Origin of the sequence: Breznakia sp. PF5-3, from assembly GCF_029504745.1 — a bacterium.
In the GTDB taxonomy this organism is placed as follows: domain Bacteria; phylum Bacillota_I; class Bacilli_A; order Erysipelotrichales; family Erysipelotrichaceae; genus Breznakia.
Window position 1 is genome coordinate 1 of sequence record NZ_JAQFIQ010000003.1, and the last position, 18,855, is coordinate 18,855.

At 33.4% G+C, this 18,855-nt stretch carries 20 protein-coding genes; 16 read left to right on the top strand and 4 right to left on the bottom strand.

The features are described 5' to 3' along the window. The first annotated feature begins 179 nt into the window (after positions 1-179). Positions 180-482: a copper homeostasis protein CutC gene (locus M2475_RS01065; protein WP_277489144.1), complete on the top strand. Its 303-nt coding sequence runs from the start codon at positions 180-182 to the stop codon at positions 480-482. A 73-nt stretch (positions 483-555) separates the two neighbouring features. Here the strand turns inward: M2475_RS01065 and rpsT are convergent, their stop codons facing one another. Further along, complete coding sequence (gene rpsT / locus M2475_RS01070) at positions 556-819, bottom strand: 30S ribosomal protein S20 (protein WP_277489046.1); 264 nt, start codon at positions 817-819, stop codon at positions 556-558. A gap of 121 nt (positions 820-940) precedes the next feature. Between rpsT and fmt the strand changes: the two genes are divergently transcribed. From fmt to M2475_RS01100, 6 genes are read left to right on the top strand one after another with little or no spacing between them, the layout of a single operon-like run. Then, entirely contained in the window at positions 941-1,867 is a 927-nt protein-coding gene (fmt, locus tag M2475_RS01075) for a methionyl-tRNA formyltransferase (protein ID WP_277489047.1), read from the top strand. Between the two features lies 1 nt (position 1,868). Continuing rightward, positions 1,869-2,369, top strand: a complete 501-nt coding sequence (locus M2475_RS01080) for an ECF transporter S component (protein ID WP_277489048.1) — start codon at positions 1,869-1,871, stop codon at positions 2,367-2,369. 23 nt (positions 2,370-2,392) lie between these two features. Beyond that, positions 2,393-4,195 carry a translation elongation factor 4 gene (gene lepA, locus M2475_RS01085; protein ID WP_277489049.1) on the top strand — a complete coding sequence of 601 codons (1,803 nt, stop codon included), beginning with the start codon at positions 2,393-2,395 and terminating at the stop codon, positions 4,193-4,195. Continuing rightward, a complete protein-coding gene (locus M2475_RS01090; RefSeq protein ID WP_277489050.1) occupies positions 4,195-4,686 on the top strand; it encodes a GNAT family N-acetyltransferase in 492 nt (163 codons plus the stop codon). Before lepA ends, M2475_RS01090 begins: the two co-directional genes overlap by 1 nt. A 46-nt stretch (positions 4,687-4,732) precedes the next feature. Continuing rightward, a complete protein-coding gene (hemW, locus tag M2475_RS01095) occupies positions 4,733-5,851 on the top strand; it encodes a radical SAM family heme chaperone HemW (protein ID WP_277489051.1) in 1,119 nt (372 codons plus the stop codon). After that, positions 5,829-6,359: an NUDIX hydrolase gene (locus M2475_RS01100; RefSeq protein ID WP_277489052.1), complete on the top strand. Its 531-nt coding sequence runs from the start codon at positions 5,829-5,831 to the stop codon at positions 6,357-6,359. Before hemW ends, M2475_RS01100 begins: the two co-directional genes overlap by 23 nt. A gap of 29 nt (positions 6,360-6,388) precedes the next feature. Here the strand turns inward: M2475_RS01100 and M2475_RS01105 are convergent, their stop codons facing one another. From M2475_RS01105 to M2475_RS01115, 3 genes are all read right to left on the bottom strand, one after another. Next, entirely contained in the window at positions 6,389-7,858 is a 1,470-nt protein-coding gene (locus M2475_RS01105) for a TrkH family potassium uptake protein (RefSeq protein ID WP_277489053.1), read from the bottom strand. A gap of 8 nt (positions 7,859-7,866) precedes the next feature. Next, positions 7,867-9,231, bottom strand: a complete 1,365-nt coding sequence (gene trkA, locus M2475_RS01110) for a Trk system potassium transporter TrkA (RefSeq protein ID WP_277489054.1) — start codon at positions 9,229-9,231, stop codon at positions 7,867-7,869. 99 nt (positions 9,232-9,330) lie between these two features. Then, the gene (locus tag M2475_RS01115) at positions 9,331-10,179 is read right to left on the bottom strand and encodes an NAD(P)-dependent oxidoreductase (protein ID WP_277489055.1); all 849 of its coding nucleotides are present in this window, start codon (positions 10,177-10,179) and stop codon (positions 9,331-9,333) included. Positions 10,180-10,284: 105 nt separating this feature from the next. Here M2475_RS01115 and M2475_RS01120 point away from each other — a divergent pair, with 105 nt between their 5' ends. From M2475_RS01120 to murC, 9 genes are all read left to right on the top strand, one after another. After that, positions 10,285-11,073, top strand: a complete 789-nt coding sequence (locus tag M2475_RS01120; protein WP_277489056.1) for a trypsin-like peptidase domain-containing protein — start codon at positions 10,285-10,287, stop codon at positions 11,071-11,073. A 94-nt stretch (positions 11,074-11,167) separates the two neighbouring features. Then, a complete protein-coding gene (rpsO, locus tag M2475_RS01125) occupies positions 11,168-11,434 on the top strand; it encodes a 30S ribosomal protein S15 (protein WP_277489057.1) in 267 nt (88 codons plus the stop codon). A 151-nt stretch (positions 11,435-11,585) separates the two neighbouring features. Further along, complete coding sequence (pnp, locus tag M2475_RS01130; protein ID WP_277489058.1) at positions 11,586-13,766, top strand: polyribonucleotide nucleotidyltransferase; 2,181 nt, start codon at positions 11,586-11,588, stop codon at positions 13,764-13,766. Between the two features lie 111 nt (positions 13,767-13,877). After that, positions 13,878-15,263, top strand: coding sequence for a dipeptidase PepV (pepV, locus tag M2475_RS01135; protein ID WP_277489059.1), 1,386 nt, complete (start codon positions 13,878-13,880; stop codon positions 15,261-15,263). 11 nt (positions 15,264-15,274) lie between these two features. Beyond that, positions 15,275-15,910: a tRNA (guanosine(46)-N7)-methyltransferase TrmB gene (gene trmB / locus M2475_RS01140; protein ID WP_346780362.1), complete on the top strand. Its 636-nt coding sequence runs from the start codon at positions 15,275-15,277 to the stop codon at positions 15,908-15,910. Continuing rightward, a complete protein-coding gene (locus M2475_RS01145; protein ID WP_277489061.1) occupies positions 15,907-16,236 on the top strand; it encodes a thioredoxin family protein in 330 nt (109 codons plus the stop codon). The genes trmB and M2475_RS01145 overlap by 4 nt, the downstream gene beginning before the upstream one ends. Next, positions 16,233-16,826 carry a YtpR family tRNA-binding protein gene (ytpR, locus tag M2475_RS01150; protein WP_277489062.1) on the top strand — a complete coding sequence of 198 codons (594 nt, stop codon included), beginning with the start codon at positions 16,233-16,235 and terminating at the stop codon, positions 16,824-16,826. The genes M2475_RS01145 and ytpR overlap by 4 nt, the downstream gene beginning before the upstream one ends. A 5-nt stretch (positions 16,827-16,831) precedes the next feature. Next, positions 16,832-17,530, top strand: a complete 699-nt coding sequence (locus M2475_RS01155) for a hypothetical protein (protein WP_277489063.1) — start codon at positions 16,832-16,834, stop codon at positions 17,528-17,530. A gap of 16 nt (positions 17,531-17,546) precedes the next feature. Then, positions 17,547-18,854, top strand: a complete 1,308-nt coding sequence (gene murC / locus M2475_RS01160; RefSeq protein ID WP_277489064.1) for a UDP-N-acetylmuramate--L-alanine ligase — start codon at positions 17,547-17,549, stop codon at positions 18,852-18,854. Position 18,855: the final 1 nt, after the last annotated feature.

Below are 18,855 nucleotides of genomic sequence, written 5' to 3' on the forward strand. Positions count from 1 at the left end.
GTGAACACTCCCTAATTGAAGTATATCACATTCTCACGCACATTTACGTAAGTCTAATGTTTTATTAAGATATCTCTTAGCTTTATAATACGAAAGATGCATATATTTTTATGAAAGCTGGAGCAGTTGATGAATGTGAAGATCTTATGGAAGAAGTTCATGTTTAACAAGAACTTGGTATAGATCGTGTTTTAAGCGCTGGAGGAAGAGGCAATGCAGAAGACAATGTAGAGCTTCTGCAAAATCTCCAAAAGTATTATGAAGAACATGTTGAAGTGCAAATATGTGGAGGAATTCGTTCGCATAATGTAGAAAAATTACAAAAAATGATAAAAGTATCTAACATTCATAGTGCTTGTCGAGTTTTTCAACAAGACCGAAGCGATGAAAAAGCAAACGTTTTAAATTATAGTAATGCATATGACAAGGTATCAAAGGAAGAGGTACAAAGAATGCATGCAATATTAAAACCACATATTTAGCTAAAAGAAAACACCATATGGTTATCCATATGGTGTTTGTTTTTTAATAAAAAAGAGTTACTACTCTTCTTTGTTATCCAATTGCATTGATTGCTTTAGCTAAACGCGACTTTTGTCTAGAAGCATAATTTTTGTGATAAATTTTACTTGAAACAGCTTTATCTAAATTTTTGCTTGCTAAAGCGTAAGCTTCTGTAGCTGCTGCTTTGTCATTTGCTTCTACTGCAACTTTCACTGCTTTAATTGCAGATCTTAATTGTGTTTTTTGTGAAGCATTTGCTAAATGTCTTTTATCATTAGTGATAACACGTTTCTTTTGTGATTTAATGTTAGGCATACTTACACCTCCTAATTTTCATGTGCCATAAAATTATAGCAAACACTTGTTAAAAAAGCAACATGAAATCTTTTACTTTTTAATTATTAATTAGTATAATGTAGTACATTGAGGTGATTATATGAAACAGTTGAGGATTATATTTATGGGAACCCCAGATTTTGCATGTTCCATTTTAGAAAGTTTAATAAAATCGGAATATGAAGTAGTTGGTGTAGTATCCCAACCAGATAAAAAAGTTGGGAGAAAACAAATTATTCAAAAGACTCCAGTGAAGCAACTTGCAGAAAAATATCATCTTCCTGTTTTTCAGCCACTTAAAATCAAAGAAGATTATAAAGATATTTTAGCATTAAATCCAGATTTGATTGTTACTTGTGCATATGGACAGATGATACCAGAGCATATATTAAATACTCCTGTTTATGGGAGCTTAAATGTTCATGCCTCTTTGTTGCCGAAGCTTCGAGGTGGTGCACCAATTCATAAAGCAATCATAACAGGGGAGAAGAAAACGGGTGTATCAATAATGCGAATGGTCAAAAAGATGGATGCTGGGGATTATATGCTTCAAAAAGAAATCCCAATTGATGAACTTGATACAACAGGAACATTACATGATAAATTAATGAAAGTTGGAGCAGAGGCAATTATGGAAGCTATCCCATTGTTGATAAGTGGAAAAGCAGTTTTTGTGAAACAGGATGAGACCAAAGCAACATTTGCTTATAATATTTCAAAGGAAGAAGAAAAAATAGATTTAGACAAATCATATAAAGATGTTTATAATCATATCAGGGGTTTGATTCCATGGCCAGTTGGTTATATTGATTTTTATGGAAAAAAACTAAAACTTCATGCTGTTCGTTTGTCAACAATTACAAGTAGTCAAGCAATAGGAAAAGTTTTTGTGATGGATAAGAAATTATGTTTAGCTTGTCATGGTGGAGTACTTGAATTGTTAGAAGTACAATTAGAAGGGAAAAAGAAATGCAGTGATAAAGAATTTATCAATGGCAATAAAAATAAGTTAACTGGAGGCGACTAATATGAATATCAAAAAAATTGTTGTTTGTGGATTTGGAACAGCAATGGTGTTTCTACTAACAGTATTTATTGTAGTACCAATGCCAGCAATGGGATATGTTAATTTTGGTGATAGTGGAATATTACTGTTTGCTAGTATTGTAAATCCGCTAGCAGCCGCTTTTATAGGTGGTGTTGGTAGTGCAATGGCAGATATTTATCTAGGTTATTCACAATATGCACTTTTCACACTTATCATCAAAGGATTAGAAGGATTATTTGTGGCATATTTATTTCACAAATTGCCATATAAATATCGTTTCCTTAGTTTTGGTGTAGGTATACTAGTCATGATTGGCGGTTACTATATTACAGATGTTATATTACTAAGTGACTTTATTGCGGTTTTACCAGCAGTACAAGGAAATTTAATACAAGGTAGTGTGAGTTTAGTGTTAGCGGCAGTTGCTCAAGTAACATTTCAAAAGGTTGCTTCCAAGCATCCTGCATTATTTAAATTATAGAGGTTAGAAGAAGGAGATTTGCTATGAATCAAAAAAATATTCGCAATTTTTCTATTATCGCCCATATTGATCATGGTAAGTCAACTTTGGCAGATAGAATTTTGGAGTTAACGGACACAGTTGAACAAAGAGATATGAAATCACAGCTTTTAGATAGTATGGATCTAGAGAGAGAGCGTGGTATTACAATCAAATTGAATGCTGTGCAATTAAAATATAAAAGTAAAAATGGAGAAGAATATATCTTTCATTTAATTGATACGCCAGGACATGTGGATTTCACATATGAAGTTTCGCGTTCTTTAGCAGCTTGTGATGGAGCTATTTTAGTTGTTGATGCGGCTCAAGGTATTGAAGCGCAAACACTAGCTAATGTTTATCTTGCAATTGATAATGATTTAGAAATTTTACCAGTAATCAATAAAATTGATTTACCTAGTGCAAGAGCAGATGTGGTAAAAGAAGAAATTGAAAATGTTATTGGATTAGATGCATCGTATGCACCAATGATTAGTGCTAAAAGTGGAAAAAATGTGGAAGATGTACTTGAAGCGATTGTAAAGTATATTCCTGCACCTAAAGGTGATGTTAAGGAACCTTTAAAAGCATTGGTGTTTGATTCTCTTTATGATCCTTATCGAGGTATAATTGCTTACATCAGTATTAAAGAAGGAAAGATTGCCGTAGGTGATCGCATCCGCTTTATGGCAACAGGAGCAGAATATGAAGTATTAGAAGTTGGTATTCGAAATCCAAAAGAAGTAAAAAAAGAAGAACTTGTTTGTGGAGAAGTTGGCTGGATTAGTGCAGCAATCAAATCGATAAAAGATGTGCGTGTAGGGGATACAATTACCCAGGTGTCAAACCCAGCCATTGAACCCTTAGCAGGGTATCGTGTCATGAATCCTATGGTTTATTGTGGTTTGTATCCAATTGATAGTGCAAAATATAATGATTTACGTGAAGCATTAGATAAACTTCAACTGAATGATGCATCTTTGCAATTTGAACCAGAAACTTCACAAGCACTAGGGTTTGGGTTTCGTTGTGGTTTTTTAGGTTTACTGCATATGGATGTTATTCAAGAGCGAATTGAGAGAGAATATAATATACCTTTGATTGCAACAGCACCTAGTGTTGTTTATCATGCATTTATGAGTGATGGATCTATGGTTTTAGTTGACAATCCTTCGTTACTTCCAGACCCACAAAAAATCGATCATATTGAAGAACCATTTGTGAAGGCCTCTATTATGGTACCAAATGAATTTGTTGGTCCAATAATGGAATTGTGTCAAAAGAAACGTGGTCAATATAAAGATATGATTTATATTGATGATACACGTATGAATTTAATATATGAACTTCCGCTTGGGGAAATCGTATTTGATTTTTTTGATCGTCTTAAATCCTTAAGTAAAGGATATGCATCTTTTGATTATGAATTGATAGGATATCAAACTTCCAGACTTTCAAAGATGGATATTTTATTAAATGGGGAAATCGTGGATGCGTTAAGTGTAATTGTTCATCGTGAATTTGCATATCCAAGAGGGAAAGCGATAGTTGAAAAGTTGAAGAAATTGATTCCTAAACATCAGTTTGAAATTCCAATCCAAGCTGCTATCGGTGGCAAAATTATCGCACGTAGCAATATTAAGTCATTAAGAAAGAATGTTTTGGCAAAATGTTATGGTGGAGATATTTCGAGAAAGAAAAAATTATTAGAGAAACAAAAAGAAGGAAAAAAACGGATGAAAGCAGTTGGTTCAGTAGAAGTGCCACAAGAGGCTTTCATGGCAGTTCTTTCAATGGAGGAAGAGTAATGATTGAAATCACAATGGCAAAAGATGTGGATATTGCTTCGGTTGCTAATTTAGCGAAATCAATATGGGAAGAACATTTCACACCAATTATAGGAGAAGATCAAGTTGCATATATGGTGGATAAATTCCAATCAGAAGAAGCAATTAAAAATCAAATTTTAAACGAGGGGTATACCTATTATAAAATTGTTGAAGATAAACAATTGGTTGGGTATATGGCAGTTAAGTTTAATGAAGAAGAGACCTTTTTGAGTAAGTTGTATTTACATGAAAGTGTTAGAGGGAAAGGGTATGCTTCATTTGCTTTAAAGTTTTTGCAATTACTATGTAAAGAGCGAGGTTGTCACTCTATTTGGTTAACTTGTAATAAGGATAATGCAAATACAATTGCTAAGTATAAAAAGATGGGTTTTGAAATTTTTGATAGTGTTGTAAATGATATTGACAATGGATTTGTAATGGATGATTATTATTTGAGGAAGACTTTTTAAGTTTTCCTTTTTTAGTGCTATACTTATTAGGAAGTGAGGTGAGGGTATGGCAGATGCATTATATTTGCACGTTCCTTTTTGTGAAACGATTTGTTATTATTGTGATTTTAAACGAAGTTTATATCAAGAAAAGGTTGTTAATGATTGGTTGGATGCATTGGAACATGAACTTGATGAAAAAGATATAAATAAAAGTTTAAAAACGATATATATTGGTGGTGGGACACCAACAAGTTTAAATATGGATCAACTAGAACGTTTGCTGACACGATTAGAGCCTTATACAGAGGAATTAGAAGAGTTTACAATAGAATCCAACTTGGAATCGATAGATGCAGAGAAATTAGCTCTATTGAAGCGTTATAAAGTGAATCGGATATCTTTAGGTGTGCAATCTTTTGATGATGATTTACTTGTTTACATGAATCGTAGCCATACGGTTAAAGACATTAAACCAACCATTGAACTTGTCGCAAACTATATAAATAATATTTCAATTGATTTAATGTATGGACTTTTCTCACAGACCTATGAAGTTTGGGAAAAGACATTAACAAAAGTAGTGGAAATAGAAGCGGTGACGCATGTATCAGTATATTCATTAACAATTGAAGAAAATAGTGTATTTTACAAACAGGGAGTTAAGCAAATAGAAAATGAGTCAGAAGCAAAAATGTATCAAATGGCAATAGATTATTTAACATCACATGGGTTTGTACAATATGAAGTTGCTAATTTTGCTAAACCTGAATTTTCATCAAAGCATAACCAATATTATTGGCGATATGATGATTTTTATGGAATCGGTGTAGGCGCTAGTGGGAAAGAAAATCACAAACGCTATACTAATAACTTTTCTATTCAAGCGTATATAGAAGGAAGTGGGAAACCAGAAATTGAAGAGCTTACGAATAAGGATGAAATGTTTGAATTCATCATGATGAATGTGAGACTTAGAGAAGGGTTATCATTAAAGAGGTTTGAATCTTTGTTTCATTATTCTTTTGAAGACCTCTTTACAACGCTTATTACAAAGTTAATAAAAAAACAAGCTGCCGTTTGTGGACCTACACATTTTATTATTACCGAAACAGGGATGATGTATTTACATGACATCTTAGTTTCTTTTTGGGAGGTATTAGATGAAAGAGAAGACATTGCATAGTGAATGTGTATATGATGGTAAGATTATTCAAGTAGATCGAGATGAAGTTTCTATTGATGGAAAAATGACAATCCGAGAAGTAGTTCATAATAGTGGTGGGGTTAGTGTCTTAGCGATAACAGAAGAGCAAGAAGTAATTTTGGTGAAACAGTATCGTTATCCTTCGAAAGAAGAATTATATGAAATTGCTGGTGGAAAACAAAATCCAAATGAAACATTTATTGAAGCAGGTATGCGTGAGTTAAAAGAAGAAACAGGATATATCAGTAAAGATACTCATTATTTCGGCTATTTATATCCAAGTGTTGCGTATGTAGATGAAGTGATTCATCTTGTAGTTGCTAAAAACTGTATTTACCAAGAAAAGCAATTAGATGATGGAGAGTATACAGAAACAGTTGTTTTGCCACTAGAAGAAGTGTTAAAGATGATTCAACAAAACAAAATAAAAGATGCAAAAACAATCGTTGCCATTTTAAAATATGTAAGTTTCTTGAATTATAAATAAATATAAAGCAGTTGTATTAAAAAAAGTCATCAAACATTATGTTTTGATGACTTTTGTCTTTTCCATACACTAGGTGAAAATAGTAATAACATTGGAATCAGTTCCAAACGACCAGCTAACATATCAAAAGATAATGTTAATTTTGATAAAACTGAAAAATTTGCGTATGAACTCATTGGTCCAGCTTCACCTAACGCGGGGCCGATATTGTTAAAGGTTGCATTTACTGCACTGAAGTTTGACAAGAAATCAAACTTATCAAAAGAAATGATAATTACAGATACAATCATGATAACTAAGTAGATGACCAAATAGGCACTAACAGAGCTAATAGTATCTTTATCAACTATTTTATCATCTAGTTTCACAACTTTAACACTACGTGGATGAACAAAGGATCTTAAGTGGATAAATGAACTTTTAATTAAAATTACTAAACGTGGTACTTTAAATCCACCTCCAGTACTACCAGCACAAGCTCCAACAAACATCAAAAGAAGCAATATCATTTTTGAAAATTGAGGCCACAAATTGAAGTCGGTAGTAGCATATCCTGTGGTTGTAATAATGGAACCTACTTGGAAAGAACTTTGAAGTAAAGCAGTAGCTAAATCTCCAACTTGATCAATAATATTAAAAGTTATAAAGATGATGGCAAGAAAAATGATACCTAGATAGAAACGCAATTCTTCTGATTTCAAAAAATCTTTTACCTTTTTTAATAACAATAAATAATAAAGATTGAAGTTGATTCCAAACAAAATCATAAAAATCGTTAAAATGATCTGTAGGTGAGGGGCATATGCACCAGCACCTGCACTAGATATTGAAAAACCTCCAGTACCAGCAGTACCTAATGCCATGGTTAGAGAATCAAAAATCGGCATTCCACCAATGATTAGCAATAAGATAAGAAGGATTGTCATTGCGATATATATACCATATAAAATTTTTGCTGTTGATTTAATCCTAGGTACAAGTTTTCCTACTGATGGACCAGGGCTTTCAGCACGCATCAAATGCATTGTATTTCCTGTGCTGCGATTTTCGGAAGGTAATATTGCTAATACAAAAACTAACACTCCCATTCCACCAATCCAGTGAGTAAAGCTTCGCCAAAAAATCATACATTTTGATAATGAATCAACATCTTTTACGACACTTGCTCCAGTTGTTGTGAACCCTGAGATAGTTTCAAACAGGGCATCGTGAAATAGTGGTATTTCGCCACTGATTATAAATGGCAATGCCCCCATGATACTTAAGATAATCCAACTTAAGGCAACTGTTGCAAATCCATCACGCATTCGAAAAGATGTATTTTTTGGTTTTTTCATTGAAAGTAAATAACCCAATGTAGCACAAATGGCAATGGTTATTAGAAAAGCTACACCGCTACTTTCTTGATAAATAAGAGCAGTCACTAAAGGAAAAATCATACAGATTGACTCTAGTCTTAAAACCCACCCTAAAATATACTTAACTATTGAATAATTCATATCTACCCCTATTTCAAGATATCCTTGATATCATTAAGTCCACGATTTGTTGTTACAACAATTACAGTGTCACCCAATTGAATTGTATCATTTCCTCTTGGGATGATAATTTTTCCATTACGATTGATACAACTAATCAACAAATTATCTTTTGTTTCCAAATCAATCAATGGTATGTTAGTAACAATTGAATTATCACATACTTTAAATTCTAAAGCTTCTGCTTTTGAATTTACGATTCGATACAGTGTTTCAACATTGCTTCCCAGTGAATTTTGAAGGGAACGAACATAACGAATGATAGTGTATGATGTTAACATTTTCGGAGAAATGATACTCCCCAATGGAAGATTGCCAATAATATTATCAAATGTAGAACGTTTTACCTTAGTAACTAGTTTCATATTATCTGCTACACTTTGTGCATACATTGATAACATAATGTTTTCCTCATCCATATTGGTAAGTGAAACAAAAGCTTCAGCATCTTCTAAACCTACTTCTAAAAGTAGATTTTGATCGGTTGCATCTCCAAAGATAACATTTGCTTTTGGTAAAAGGGAACTAAGCTCTTCACAACGTTCTTTCTTCTTTTCAATGATTGTTGTTTCAATTCCCATTTGTAATAATTGTTTTGATAAATAGTAACCAATGGTACTACCACCAACAATCATCGTTGTTTTTACAGCACGTGTTTCAGCTCCGATTTGATAAAAGAATTTACTTGTATTACTAGGTGTACCAACGATATAAATCTTATCTTTTGCCTGTAAAACTGCATTACCATCAGGGATGATAACTTCTTCTCCTCTTTCAATAGCACAAACAAGAACTTCTGCTTTTGCCTGTTGAGTAAGTTGAGAAATTTGCATTTGATCCAAAGTAGAGCCTTCTTTAATACAAAATTGGATAATTTCTGCTTTTCCTTTTGCGAAAGTATCAATTTTAGATGCAGAAGGAAATCTTAAAATTCGAGCAATTTCGCTCGCTGCAGTAAATTCAGGATTGATAATCATGGACAATCCAATGGCATCTTTAATAAATTCAGACTCCATTTTATAAATAGGATTACGTACTCTAGCAATCGTATTAAGTTCGCGTCCTTTTTTTGCCATTACACAACAAAGTAAATTTAGTTCATCATAGTTTGTAACAGCAATAAATAAGTCCGCATTTTCCACACCGGCATCTTGTTGTACTGTATAGCTTCCTGCATTTCCAACAATCCCCATGACATCCAAATCAATACAGACTTGCTCTAAAATCTCAGCACGTTGATCAATTAATGTTATATCATGACCTTCTTCGTTTAATGTTGCAGCTAATGTGCTCCCCACCTTACCGCAACCAGCAATAATAATATTCACGTACATTTCCTCCCAATAACTACTACATAAAGTATCTCTATCATAGCACTAACAATGATCTATCGCAACAAAGGAAAAGAAAAATCAAAAATATGAAAAAAGGGGTTATTTTCTTTCACTATAATATTTTATAAGTGCTTGCGTTCCATCGTTACCATAGCCTTCATTTTCAAGTGTTACATACATTTCATATACAGTATTTAACATTTCTAAATGTATTCCAACCTTTTCTAATTCTGCTTTTGCTATCCGCATATCTTTAGTGAAATGTTTAATAAAAAAACCAGGATCAAAATCTTTCTTTAAAACCCGTGGAGCCATATTTGTCAATTGCCAGCTTTGTGCAGCACCACTACCAATTGCTTTTAATACAGTATCTGCATCTAATTGATATTCTTTCATGTAGACAAGTGCTTCACTCATTGCAGCAGTGGCACCAGCTACAGCAATTTGATTGCACATTTTACAGTGTTGTCCTGCTCCATGTGATCCAATCCAGTTGATATTAGTTCCCATTAATTGAAAAAGTGGATATGCTTTTTCGTAAGTTTCTTTATTTCCGCCAACCATAATCGATAAAGTAGCATTTTTTGCACCAGTATCACCACCAGATACAGGGGCATCAAGTACTTCGAAATGCTTAGAATGGGCATTGATTTCAATTGCTAAATCGGGAGACGATGTTGTCATATCAATCAATATGGCATGCTTTTTTGCATGTGATAAAATTCCATCATTGAAATATACATCTTTTACATCCTCAGGGTAACCAACCATGGTAATAACAACATCACAGTCTTTTACACATTCTTTAATTGATTGATATTTATATGGTGTTGGGATATCATCCATTTTTTCAAATGTGCGATTATAAACATGCAACTCATGTTTATCCAATAAATGTGAAAGCATTGCTTTTCCCATGACACCAGTTCCAATCCATGCTATTTTCATATATATCACCTCATTTCAATTATATATAAAATTTTCACAGTTTCCATATACTTTTCATATAGATTTCACACAATCAAACGATAATATCTTCAGGAGGTAGTAATTATGGATTCAAAAGTAAAAAAAATAATGAGAAGAACAATTGCATATATTGCTATATTTGTTGTGGCCATCGTAGGTGGCTTTTTGGGAAACACAATTGCTGATGTTTCGTTTGGTTCAAAGGAAGCGGATTTGGATGTAGTAAAAACAAATTCAAATTCGAAGAACACAACAGATGTAACAAAGATTGCTGAAAAAAGTAGCAAAAGCGTTGTTGAAATAAAAACAGAAACCATGAGCAGAGATCGCTTTTTTGGGAATTATGTAAGCGAAGGAGCAGGAAGTGGCGTGATCATAAGTGAGAATGGTTATATCGTTACAAACTACCATGTTTTATCTGGAGCTAGTTCCGTCACCGTAACCCTTCATGATGGAAAGGAATATGAGGCAGAATATATTGGTGGCGATAGTGAAAATGATATTGCGGTTTTGAAAATCAAGGCAAATGATTTAACACCAGCTACGATTGGTAACAGTGATAATTTAGTTGTTGGTGAAGAAGTGTTGGCCATTGGTAATCCACTTGGTGAACTTGGTGGAACCGTTACAGATGGTATTATTAGCTCAACATCTCGTGAAATTTCAGTAGATGGTGTAACCATGGAATTGTTGCAAACAAGTGCAGCTATCAATCCTGGAAACTCAGGTGGTGGACTTTTCAATATGCAAGGTGAATTAATTGGTATAGTAAACGCAAAGAGTAGTGGAAGTGATATTGAAGGGTTAGGTTTTGCAATTCCATCAAATACAGCAATTGAAATTGCAGAGAAAATTGTTGACGCTTATAAGTAAAAATGGTATTATCAAATAGGTTTTACTCTAGGGATTTGGATACCTCAACCGATTACTTGGACTAAAACGTCATGATATATAAGGAGGAAATACAATGTTATTGAAAAAAGAAAAACAAGCAATCATGAAAGAATACGCAACAAAAGAAGGAGATACAGGTTCTCCAGAAGTACAAGTAGCTGTTCTTACTGAACAAATCAACCGTTTGACAGAGCATATGAAAGAACATAAGCATGATTATCATTCACAAAGAGGATTGATGCAAATGGTAGGGAAACGTCGTAATTTGTTGAAATACTTAAAAAATAAGGATTTGAACCGTTACCAAGATTTGATTCAACGTTTAGGATTGAGAAAATAATATATTTTTTACTGCTGATTACTCAGCAGTTTTTTATTTTTTTAGTATAAAAAAACACAGAAAAAGGTAAATCATTTTAAAAGCTATCTTTTTATTTTGTTCGCAGGCTTTTTGTGATATGATTACAGAGATGAAAAAAGAGGTGAAGAATATGACGAAAGAGGTATTTCGTTTAGATTTCCATGGTCGTGGGATCGTGGTAGAAACAGGTGAGTTAGCAAAACAGGCAGGAGGTTCTGCTCTAATTCGTTATGAAGATACAGTTGTATTATCAACTGCAGTAGCTAGTTCACAAGCAAAATTGGATTTGGACTTTTTTCCATTAACCGTTTTGTATGAAGAAAAATTGTATTCAGCAGGTAAGATTCCAGGTGGGTTTTTACGACGCGAAGGACGTCCTTCAGAGCGTGCTACATTAACAGCGAGAATGATTGACCGTCCAATCCGCCCGTTATTTGCTGATGGATTCAGAAATGAAGTTCAAGTAGTGAATACTGTATTATCTGTAGATACAAATTGTACGCCAGAAATGACAGCAATGTTTGGAGCTTCATTGGCACTATGTATTTCAGATATTCCATTTAATGGACCAATTGCAGGTGTTAATGTTGGTTTTATTGATGGTGAATATATTATTAATCCAACACCAGAACAAGCTGAAAAATCATTGATTGATTTATCTGTTGCAGGTACAAAATATGCTGTCAACATGGTTGAAGCTGGTGCCAAAGAGGTTAGTGAAGAAGAAATGTTGAATGCAATCATGTTTGGTCATGAAGCAATCAAAGAATTGGTAGCTTTTCAAGAAGAAATTATTGCAAAAGTTGGAAAAGAAAAACGCGAAATCGAATTATATACAGTAGATGAAGCAATCGATGCAGAAGTAAGAGAAAAATATGAAGCAGAGATTCGCAAGGCAGTTTCAATTGAAAAGAAATTGGAACGCTATGGAAAAATTGATGAACTTACAGATGCAGCTGTTGCAATGATTGAAGATAAAGAATATGTTAATGAAATGGATAAAAACCGTGCTGCTAAACAAGCAAAACAAATTTGTCATAGTATAGAGGCAGATGAAGTACGCCGTTTGATTATTGAAGATAAAATTCGTCCTGATGGACGTAAGATTGATGAAGTCCGTGCTTTGGATTCACAAGTGGATTTATTACCAAGAGTTCATGGAAGTGCCGTGTTTACACGTGGTGAAACACAGGCTTTGAGTGTAACAACTCTTGGACCACTAAATGATGAGCAAATCATTGATGACTTAACTGATATTGATCGCAAAAGATTCATGCATCATTACAATTTCCCTCCATATTCAGTTGGGGAAACAGGAAGAATGGGAGCGCCAGGACGTCGTGAAGTTGGACATGGAGCTCTTGGTGAAAGAGCCCTTTTACAAGTTCTTCCAACAGTTGAAGAATTTCCATATACAATTCGTGTGGTAGCTGAAGTGTTAGAATCTAATGGTTCTTCATCACAAGCTTCCATCTGTGCAGGTACAATGTCTTTAATGGCGGCAGGAGTTCCAATTAAAGCACCAGTTGCAGGTATTGCAATGGGACTTATTATGGATGAAAATGACAATTACACAGTATTGACAGATATCCAAGGTATGGAAGATCACTTTGGTGACATGGACTTTAAAGTTGCTGGTACACCAAATGGAATCACAGCTTTACAAATGGATATTAAAGTAAATGGAATTACAAAAGAAATTTTTGAAGAAGCACTTGCACAAGCAGGAACTGCTCGGGAACATATCTTGAAAAATATGATGGTTGCTATCAGTGAGCCAAGAGCAGATGTTTCTAAATATGCACCAAAAACACACATCATGCATATTAAAGTAGATAAGATTAAAGACGTTATCGGACCAGGTGGTAAGATGATTAATCAAATTATTGAAGAAAGTGATGATGTGAAAATTGATATCGATGATGATGGACAAGTTATTATTTATCATTATGATCGTGATGCAATCAATAAAGCTGCACAAATGATTGAAGATATTGTTCGTGAAGCTAAAGTTGGTGATGTATACGATGCAAAAGTTGTACGTATCGAAAAGTTTGGGGCATTTGTAAATTTATTTGGTGGTGTTGATGGACTTTTACATGTATCAAAAATTAAACATGAACGCGTTGAAAAAGTAGAGGATGTTTTAAAGATTGGTGATACAGTTAAAGTTAAAGTAATGGAAATCGACGATCGTGGTAGAGTTAATGTATCAGCAAAAGCATTATTAGAAAAGCCAAAAAAAGATGCTGAAAAAAAAGACGATAAGAAACCAAGTGATAAAGAAGTAGAACCAAAGAAAGAAGCTTAAAAAAGAAAAAGTTATTGATTCGTCAATAGCTTTTTTTATTTCTTTTTGTATTTGTGGTTTCTGGTTTATAATACATAGGAAATATGCTAAAATAATAAACGAGGTGAAATTATGAATTTCTTAGAAACAGCAAAACAATATGAGGAGCAATTCCTCAGTGATTTAAAAGGATTAATCGCTATTCCTTCATTAGAAAACTTAGCAGATACTGCACCAGGGGCTCCCTTTGGACATGATGTTCGCAAAGCACTTGATTATATGTTGGAACTTGGACGTAAAGAAGGCTTTGAAGTAAAAGACTATGACGGATATGCAGGTACGATCACGTATGGCGAAGGCGAAGAAAGTATTGGTGTATTAGGACATCTGGATATTGTTCCATTAGGCGAAGGTTGGAGTAAAGATCCACTCGGTTGTGAAATCCATGATGGCTATGTTTTTGGTCGTGGAGTAGTGGATGATAAAGGACCGACAATGGCTGCTTTTTACGCAATGAAAATGTTGAAAGACAAGGATGTTAAGTTAGATAAAAAAATTATTTTAATCGTTGGGACTAATGAAGAAACAGGCATGCGTTGTATGGATTATTATGCAGAACATGGTGAAATACCAACATGTGGATTCACTCCTGATGCAGATTTCCCTGTAATATATGGTGAAAAAGGTCACATTGGTATCGTTTTAGAGAGTAATGAAAAAACAGTGATTCGTCATATGAAAGCGGGAGAAAGACCTAATATTGTAATAGGTAAAGCACAAGCAACCTTACCAAAACTTAATGATGAACAAATAGCATTGTTTAAATACTATCTAGATGTAAATCATTTAAAGGGTCAAATTCTTCACCAAGGTGATGAAGATGTTATTGAAATTGAAGGAAAATACTTTCATGCTGCAATGGCATACAATGGAATCAATGCAGCTGTACATATTTTAAATTATGTGGGTGCAACTTTTGATGATGCATTAGCAAAACAATTAGCAATCTTGTTACAAGATTGGAAGGGAAGCGCCTTTGACATTGATATTGAAGGTGGTTACATGGGTTTTTTAACAATGAATGTTGGAATTGTTGAAATACAAAATGGTAAAACAAGTGTAACTTTGGATATTCGTTATCCAAACGATACAACAGGTGAAGAAGTTGCTAGTAAAATAAAAGCGACATTAGCAGCGCAATCACTTGCTATTGAAGTAGCAGATGTATCTGATTCAAAACCATTGTTTGTGGATCCTAATTCTAAATTAGTAAAAACATTAGAAGCGAGTTATAGAGAATTTACTGGTGATACTTTTACGCCTGTAAAAACGATTGGTGGAGGAACATATGCACGAAAATTTGATAATTTTGTAGCCTTTGGTTCAGAATTTCCAATCAAAGAAGAAACGCCATTCTTTGTAGGTGGTCCACACGAAAAAGATGAAGGTGTAAAAGTTGAGAACCTAATGAAAGCTTGTGCAATTTATGCAAAAGCATTAGAGGAGTTAGCAAAATAACGTTTATGAGAATGCGAAAATTAAAATGGGCAAAAGAATATATCGAGAATAGTGATTGTGTTGTCTTTGATCCTGAGGTAGTAAAAGGACAGTGGAGTGCATTTTTAAATCGTGACGCAATTCATGTGGAAATTGGTACAGGAAAAGGTGATTATTGGATTGGAATGTCAAACCTGTATCCCAAACAAGGATGGGTAGGAATTGAAAAAAATGAAAGTGTTGCTGCTTTAGCTTTACGAAAAGCTGGGGAAACACAAGAACATGTTCGCTTCATATATGGAGATGCAGCAAATCTTAGTTCATGGTTTGGAGAAAAGGAAATAGATGTTATTCACTTAAATTTTTCTGATCCTTGGCCAAAGCGAAGAACATCAAAACGACGTTTATCAAATGAACGATTTATAGAACTATATCATAAGGTTTTAAAAGATAATGGTGAAATTCAAATGAAAACAGATAATCGTTCCTTATTTGAATATTCTATATTACAGTTTCAAGATGCACCATTCAAATTAAAAGAGTTATATTTAGATTTTCGTAGTGAACAACACGATGAAGATGTAATTAGTGAATATGAACAGAAATTTATGGAAAATGGTCCAATTTATCGAGCAGTTTGGGAAAAACAGAAGGAGGAAAACAAATGAAATCGATGATGAAAGAATTATCTTCATTAGAAGAATTTGAAGAACTTTATCAAAAAGAAGGAGTCGTTATTTTTGTTTTTAGCGCTGATTGGTGTCCAGATTGTACGTATATTAAACCTTTTTTACCAAAGCTAATTGATAAATATAACAATTATGATTTTATTTATGTTGATCGTGATAAATTTATGGATATTGCCCAAGGATTATATGTTATGGGAATTCCTTCTTTTATTGCTGTGAAAGATGGAAAGGAAGTATCTAGATTTGTTTCTAAGATGCGAAAAACAGAAGCTGAAATTGATGATTTCTTAAGAGGTGTCGCATGATTGTAAGAGCTTTTTATAATGAGAAAGCGTTCAAAGATATTTTATATGTCGTTTTACATGAACGCGAGGTAGAAACTTATACTACCAAAGACAATGTAACAAAATTGTTTGATAAAGATAATAATATTATTGGCTATAATATTGTAATAAAAGATTTTAAGAGTGATTCAGATGGTTATCAACCAATGACTTATGATTTGTTGAAGCAAATTAATGGAGAATTGAATCGTGTTTTTCAAGAAGAATTGATTCATGATTTCAATACATATATTGTTGTTGGTTTGATTAAAAGTTGTGAAGAACATCCAGACTCTGACCATTTACATGTCTGTCAAGTAGATGTGGGTAATGATATCTTGCAAATTGTTTGTGGAGCAAGTAATGTGGCTGCAGGACAAAGCGTTGTTGTTTGTTTGGAAAATGCTGTCTTACCAGATGGAAAGTTAATCAAGAATGGAAAATTACGTGGTGTTAAATCGCAAGGAATGTTAGCAAGTGCGTATGAGTTAGGATTGATTGATGAAAAGAAAAAGGGTATATTAGTATTAGATGAAACATATCAAATTGGAAATCCATTTTTGAAAGGGTGAAATATATGATAATTTTTGACAAAATCAAAAAAGCTTTATTTACAGAAGTAGAGGAAGAGGAATATGTAGAAGAACTTCCTGTGGAAAATGAGCTAGAAAAAATTGAAAGTGATAAATCAGTAATCTATAAGAAAACTGCGAAACCAAAAGTTAAGGTAGAGCCAGAGCCTGTTTATGATATACCAGAGGTGAAGAAGGTAGAACCAAAGGAAAAGGTTTCATTTGATATTAAAGTAGATGTTCCACAAGAGGAAAAGAAAGTAGAAAAACGGCTGCGTCCAATTGAGCGTAAAGACTATGATATTCCTCAAGTAATCTCACCGATTACAGGATTGAAAGAAGATGAATCAAAGAGTGATGTTGATTATGTTCCTACTGTGAAACCAAAAAATCGCAAAGATTCTTTAGGTACCGTTATTTCACCTTATTATGGTGATGGAGAGTTAGAAGAATTTCATACGAAGGCACAAATGGAAATCACTTCTGAAAAACTTTCATCTTCTGAAGTAGAGTTTGTAGAGGATGATGAAATTGAAAATATTAGTTTGGATGAAATTGTCTCTAATGATACAAGCGATGATGATGAAATGATTCAGTTTTCTTTGTTTGGTGATAACGCATCATTGCGTGATTTAAGTGAAGATGAAACAAAAGAAAGTGAAGATTACGAAGAAGATCGTAAAGAGGATGATTTACCGTTTTAATTGAAAAGAGGTTGTTATGTATTATTTTATTGGAATAAAAGGGTCAGGTATGGCTTCTTTGGCATCTATTTTAAAAGATTGTGGAGAAGATGTGTCTGGTTCTGATATTGAGAAATATATTTTCACACAAGCAAAATTAGAGGAACATAAGATTCCTTTTTTCACTTTTAGTGAAGATAACATAAAGGATAATATGACAGTTATTATAGGGAGTTCTTTTAATGATGACCATATTGAAGTAAAAGCAGCAAAAGCAAACCCTACAGTAAAAACATATATGTATGCAGAATTTTTAGCTAAGTTGGTGGAACAGTATCATTCTATTTGTGTTAGTGGAACGCATGGTAAGACAACAACTACAGGAATGCTTGCCCATGTTTTTTCACACATCAATCCCACTGGATATTTAATTGGTGATGGAACTGGTGTAATGCCAAAAGAAGCACAGACATTTGTTCTTGAAGCTTGTGAATATCAACGAAGATTTTTAGCTTATCATCCGGATTATGCAATTATTTTGAATATTGAATTAGATCATGTGGACTATTATAAAGACCTTGATGATTATATCTTAGCTTTTTCACAATTTAGTAAGAATGTGAAAAAGGGAATTGCCGTTTTTGGTGATGAAGAAAACACTCATAAATTAGAGCTTGAAGTTCCACATTTATACTATGGATTACAACCATCAAATGATGTATACGCAACCAATGTAATTGAAGATGAAAAAGGTGTGCGATTTACTTGTATGTATAAAGGTAAAAAATATTATGATTTTCATTTACCATTTTATGGAGTTCATCTACTATATAATGCCCTTGGAGTTATTGCTATTGGGATTATGAATAATGTTGAGCCTAAAATATTACAAGATGGATTAGCTACATTTAATGGTGTTGAACGACGCTTTCATATTGAGGAGATCGGTGAAAATGTGTATATAGATGATTATGCGCATCATCCAACTGCAATCAAATTAACAATTGATGCAGCTAAGCAAAAATATCCAACGAAAAAAATTGTGGCGATTTTTCAACCTGATCGCTTTTCAAGAATTTCTTATTTTATGGCTCAATTTAACGAAGCTTTTCAAAGTGCAGATAAAATATATTTGTGTCCTTTCCCAGAAAATGCAAAGCACGAAGAGGGAATTGATATCGATATTTATGATTTGAAAAGAGCCGTAAGTGGTGCAGAAGTTCTCTTGATGGATGATTCATCAGTTGCGAAATTGGCAGCTGAAGAACCTGCAGTTTATCTGTTTATGAGCAGTAAAGATATTTATAAATTTAAAGATAGAATGAAAGATTTTCAAAATCATTGAA

Bases quoted from the DNA above. Each gene is read 5' to 3' on its own strand.
- M2475_RS01105 (WP_277489053.1), bottom strand. From the start codon at position 7,858: ATGAATTATTCAATAGTTAAGTATATTTTAGGGTGGGTTTTAAGACTA.
- M2475_RS01100 (WP_277489052.1), top strand. From the start codon at position 5,829: ATGAAAGAGAAGACATTGCATAGTGAATGTGTATATGATGGTAAGATT.
- trmB (WP_346780362.1), top strand. From the start codon at position 15,275: ATGCGAAAATTAAAATGGGCAAAAGAATATATCGAGAATAGTGATTGT.
- hemW (WP_277489051.1), top strand. From the start codon at position 4,733: ATGGCAGATGCATTATATTTGCACGTTCCTTTTTGTGAAACGATTTGT.
- M2475_RS01155 (WP_277489063.1), top strand. From the start codon at position 16,832: ATGATAATTTTTGACAAAATCAAAAAAGCTTTATTTACAGAAGTAGAG.
- ytpR (WP_277489062.1), top strand. From the start codon at position 16,233: ATGATTGTAAGAGCTTTTTATAATGAGAAAGCGTTCAAAGATATTTTA.
- trkA (WP_277489054.1), bottom strand. From the start codon at position 9,231: ATGTACGTGAATATTATTATTGCTGGTTGCGGTAAGGTGGGGAGCACA.
- murC (WP_277489064.1), top strand. From the start codon at position 17,547: ATGTATTATTTTATTGGAATAAAAGGGTCAGGTATGGCTTCTTTGGCA.
- pepV (WP_277489059.1), top strand. From the start codon at position 13,878: ATGAATTTCTTAGAAACAGCAAAACAATATGAGGAGCAATTCCTCAGT.
- M2475_RS01090 (WP_277489050.1), top strand. From the start codon at position 4,195: ATGATTGAAATCACAATGGCAAAAGATGTGGATATTGCTTCGGTTGCT.
- M2475_RS01120 (WP_277489056.1), top strand. From the start codon at position 10,285: ATGGATTCAAAAGTAAAAAAAATAATGAGAAGAACAATTGCATATATT.
- M2475_RS01080 (WP_277489048.1), top strand. From the start codon at position 1,869: ATGAATATCAAAAAAATTGTTGTTTGTGGATTTGGAACAGCAATGGTG.
- M2475_RS01115 (WP_277489055.1), bottom strand. From the start codon at position 10,179: ATGAAAATAGCATGGATTGGAACTGGTGTCATGGGAAAAGCAATGCTT.
- lepA (WP_277489049.1), top strand. From the start codon at position 2,393: ATGAATCAAAAAAATATTCGCAATTTTTCTATTATCGCCCATATTGAT.
- pnp (WP_277489058.1), top strand. From the start codon at position 11,586: ATGACGAAAGAGGTATTTCGTTTAGATTTCCATGGTCGTGGGATCGTG.
- rpsT (WP_277489046.1), bottom strand. From the start codon at position 819: ATGCCTAACATTAAATCACAAAAGAAACGTGTTATCACTAATGATAAA.
- M2475_RS01145 (WP_277489061.1), top strand. From the start codon at position 15,907: ATGAAATCGATGATGAAAGAATTATCTTCATTAGAAGAATTTGAAGAA.
- fmt (WP_277489047.1), top strand. From the start codon at position 941: ATGAAACAGTTGAGGATTATATTTATGGGAACCCCAGATTTTGCATGT.
- rpsO (WP_277489057.1), top strand. From the start codon at position 11,168: ATGTTATTGAAAAAAGAAAAACAAGCAATCATGAAAGAATACGCAACA.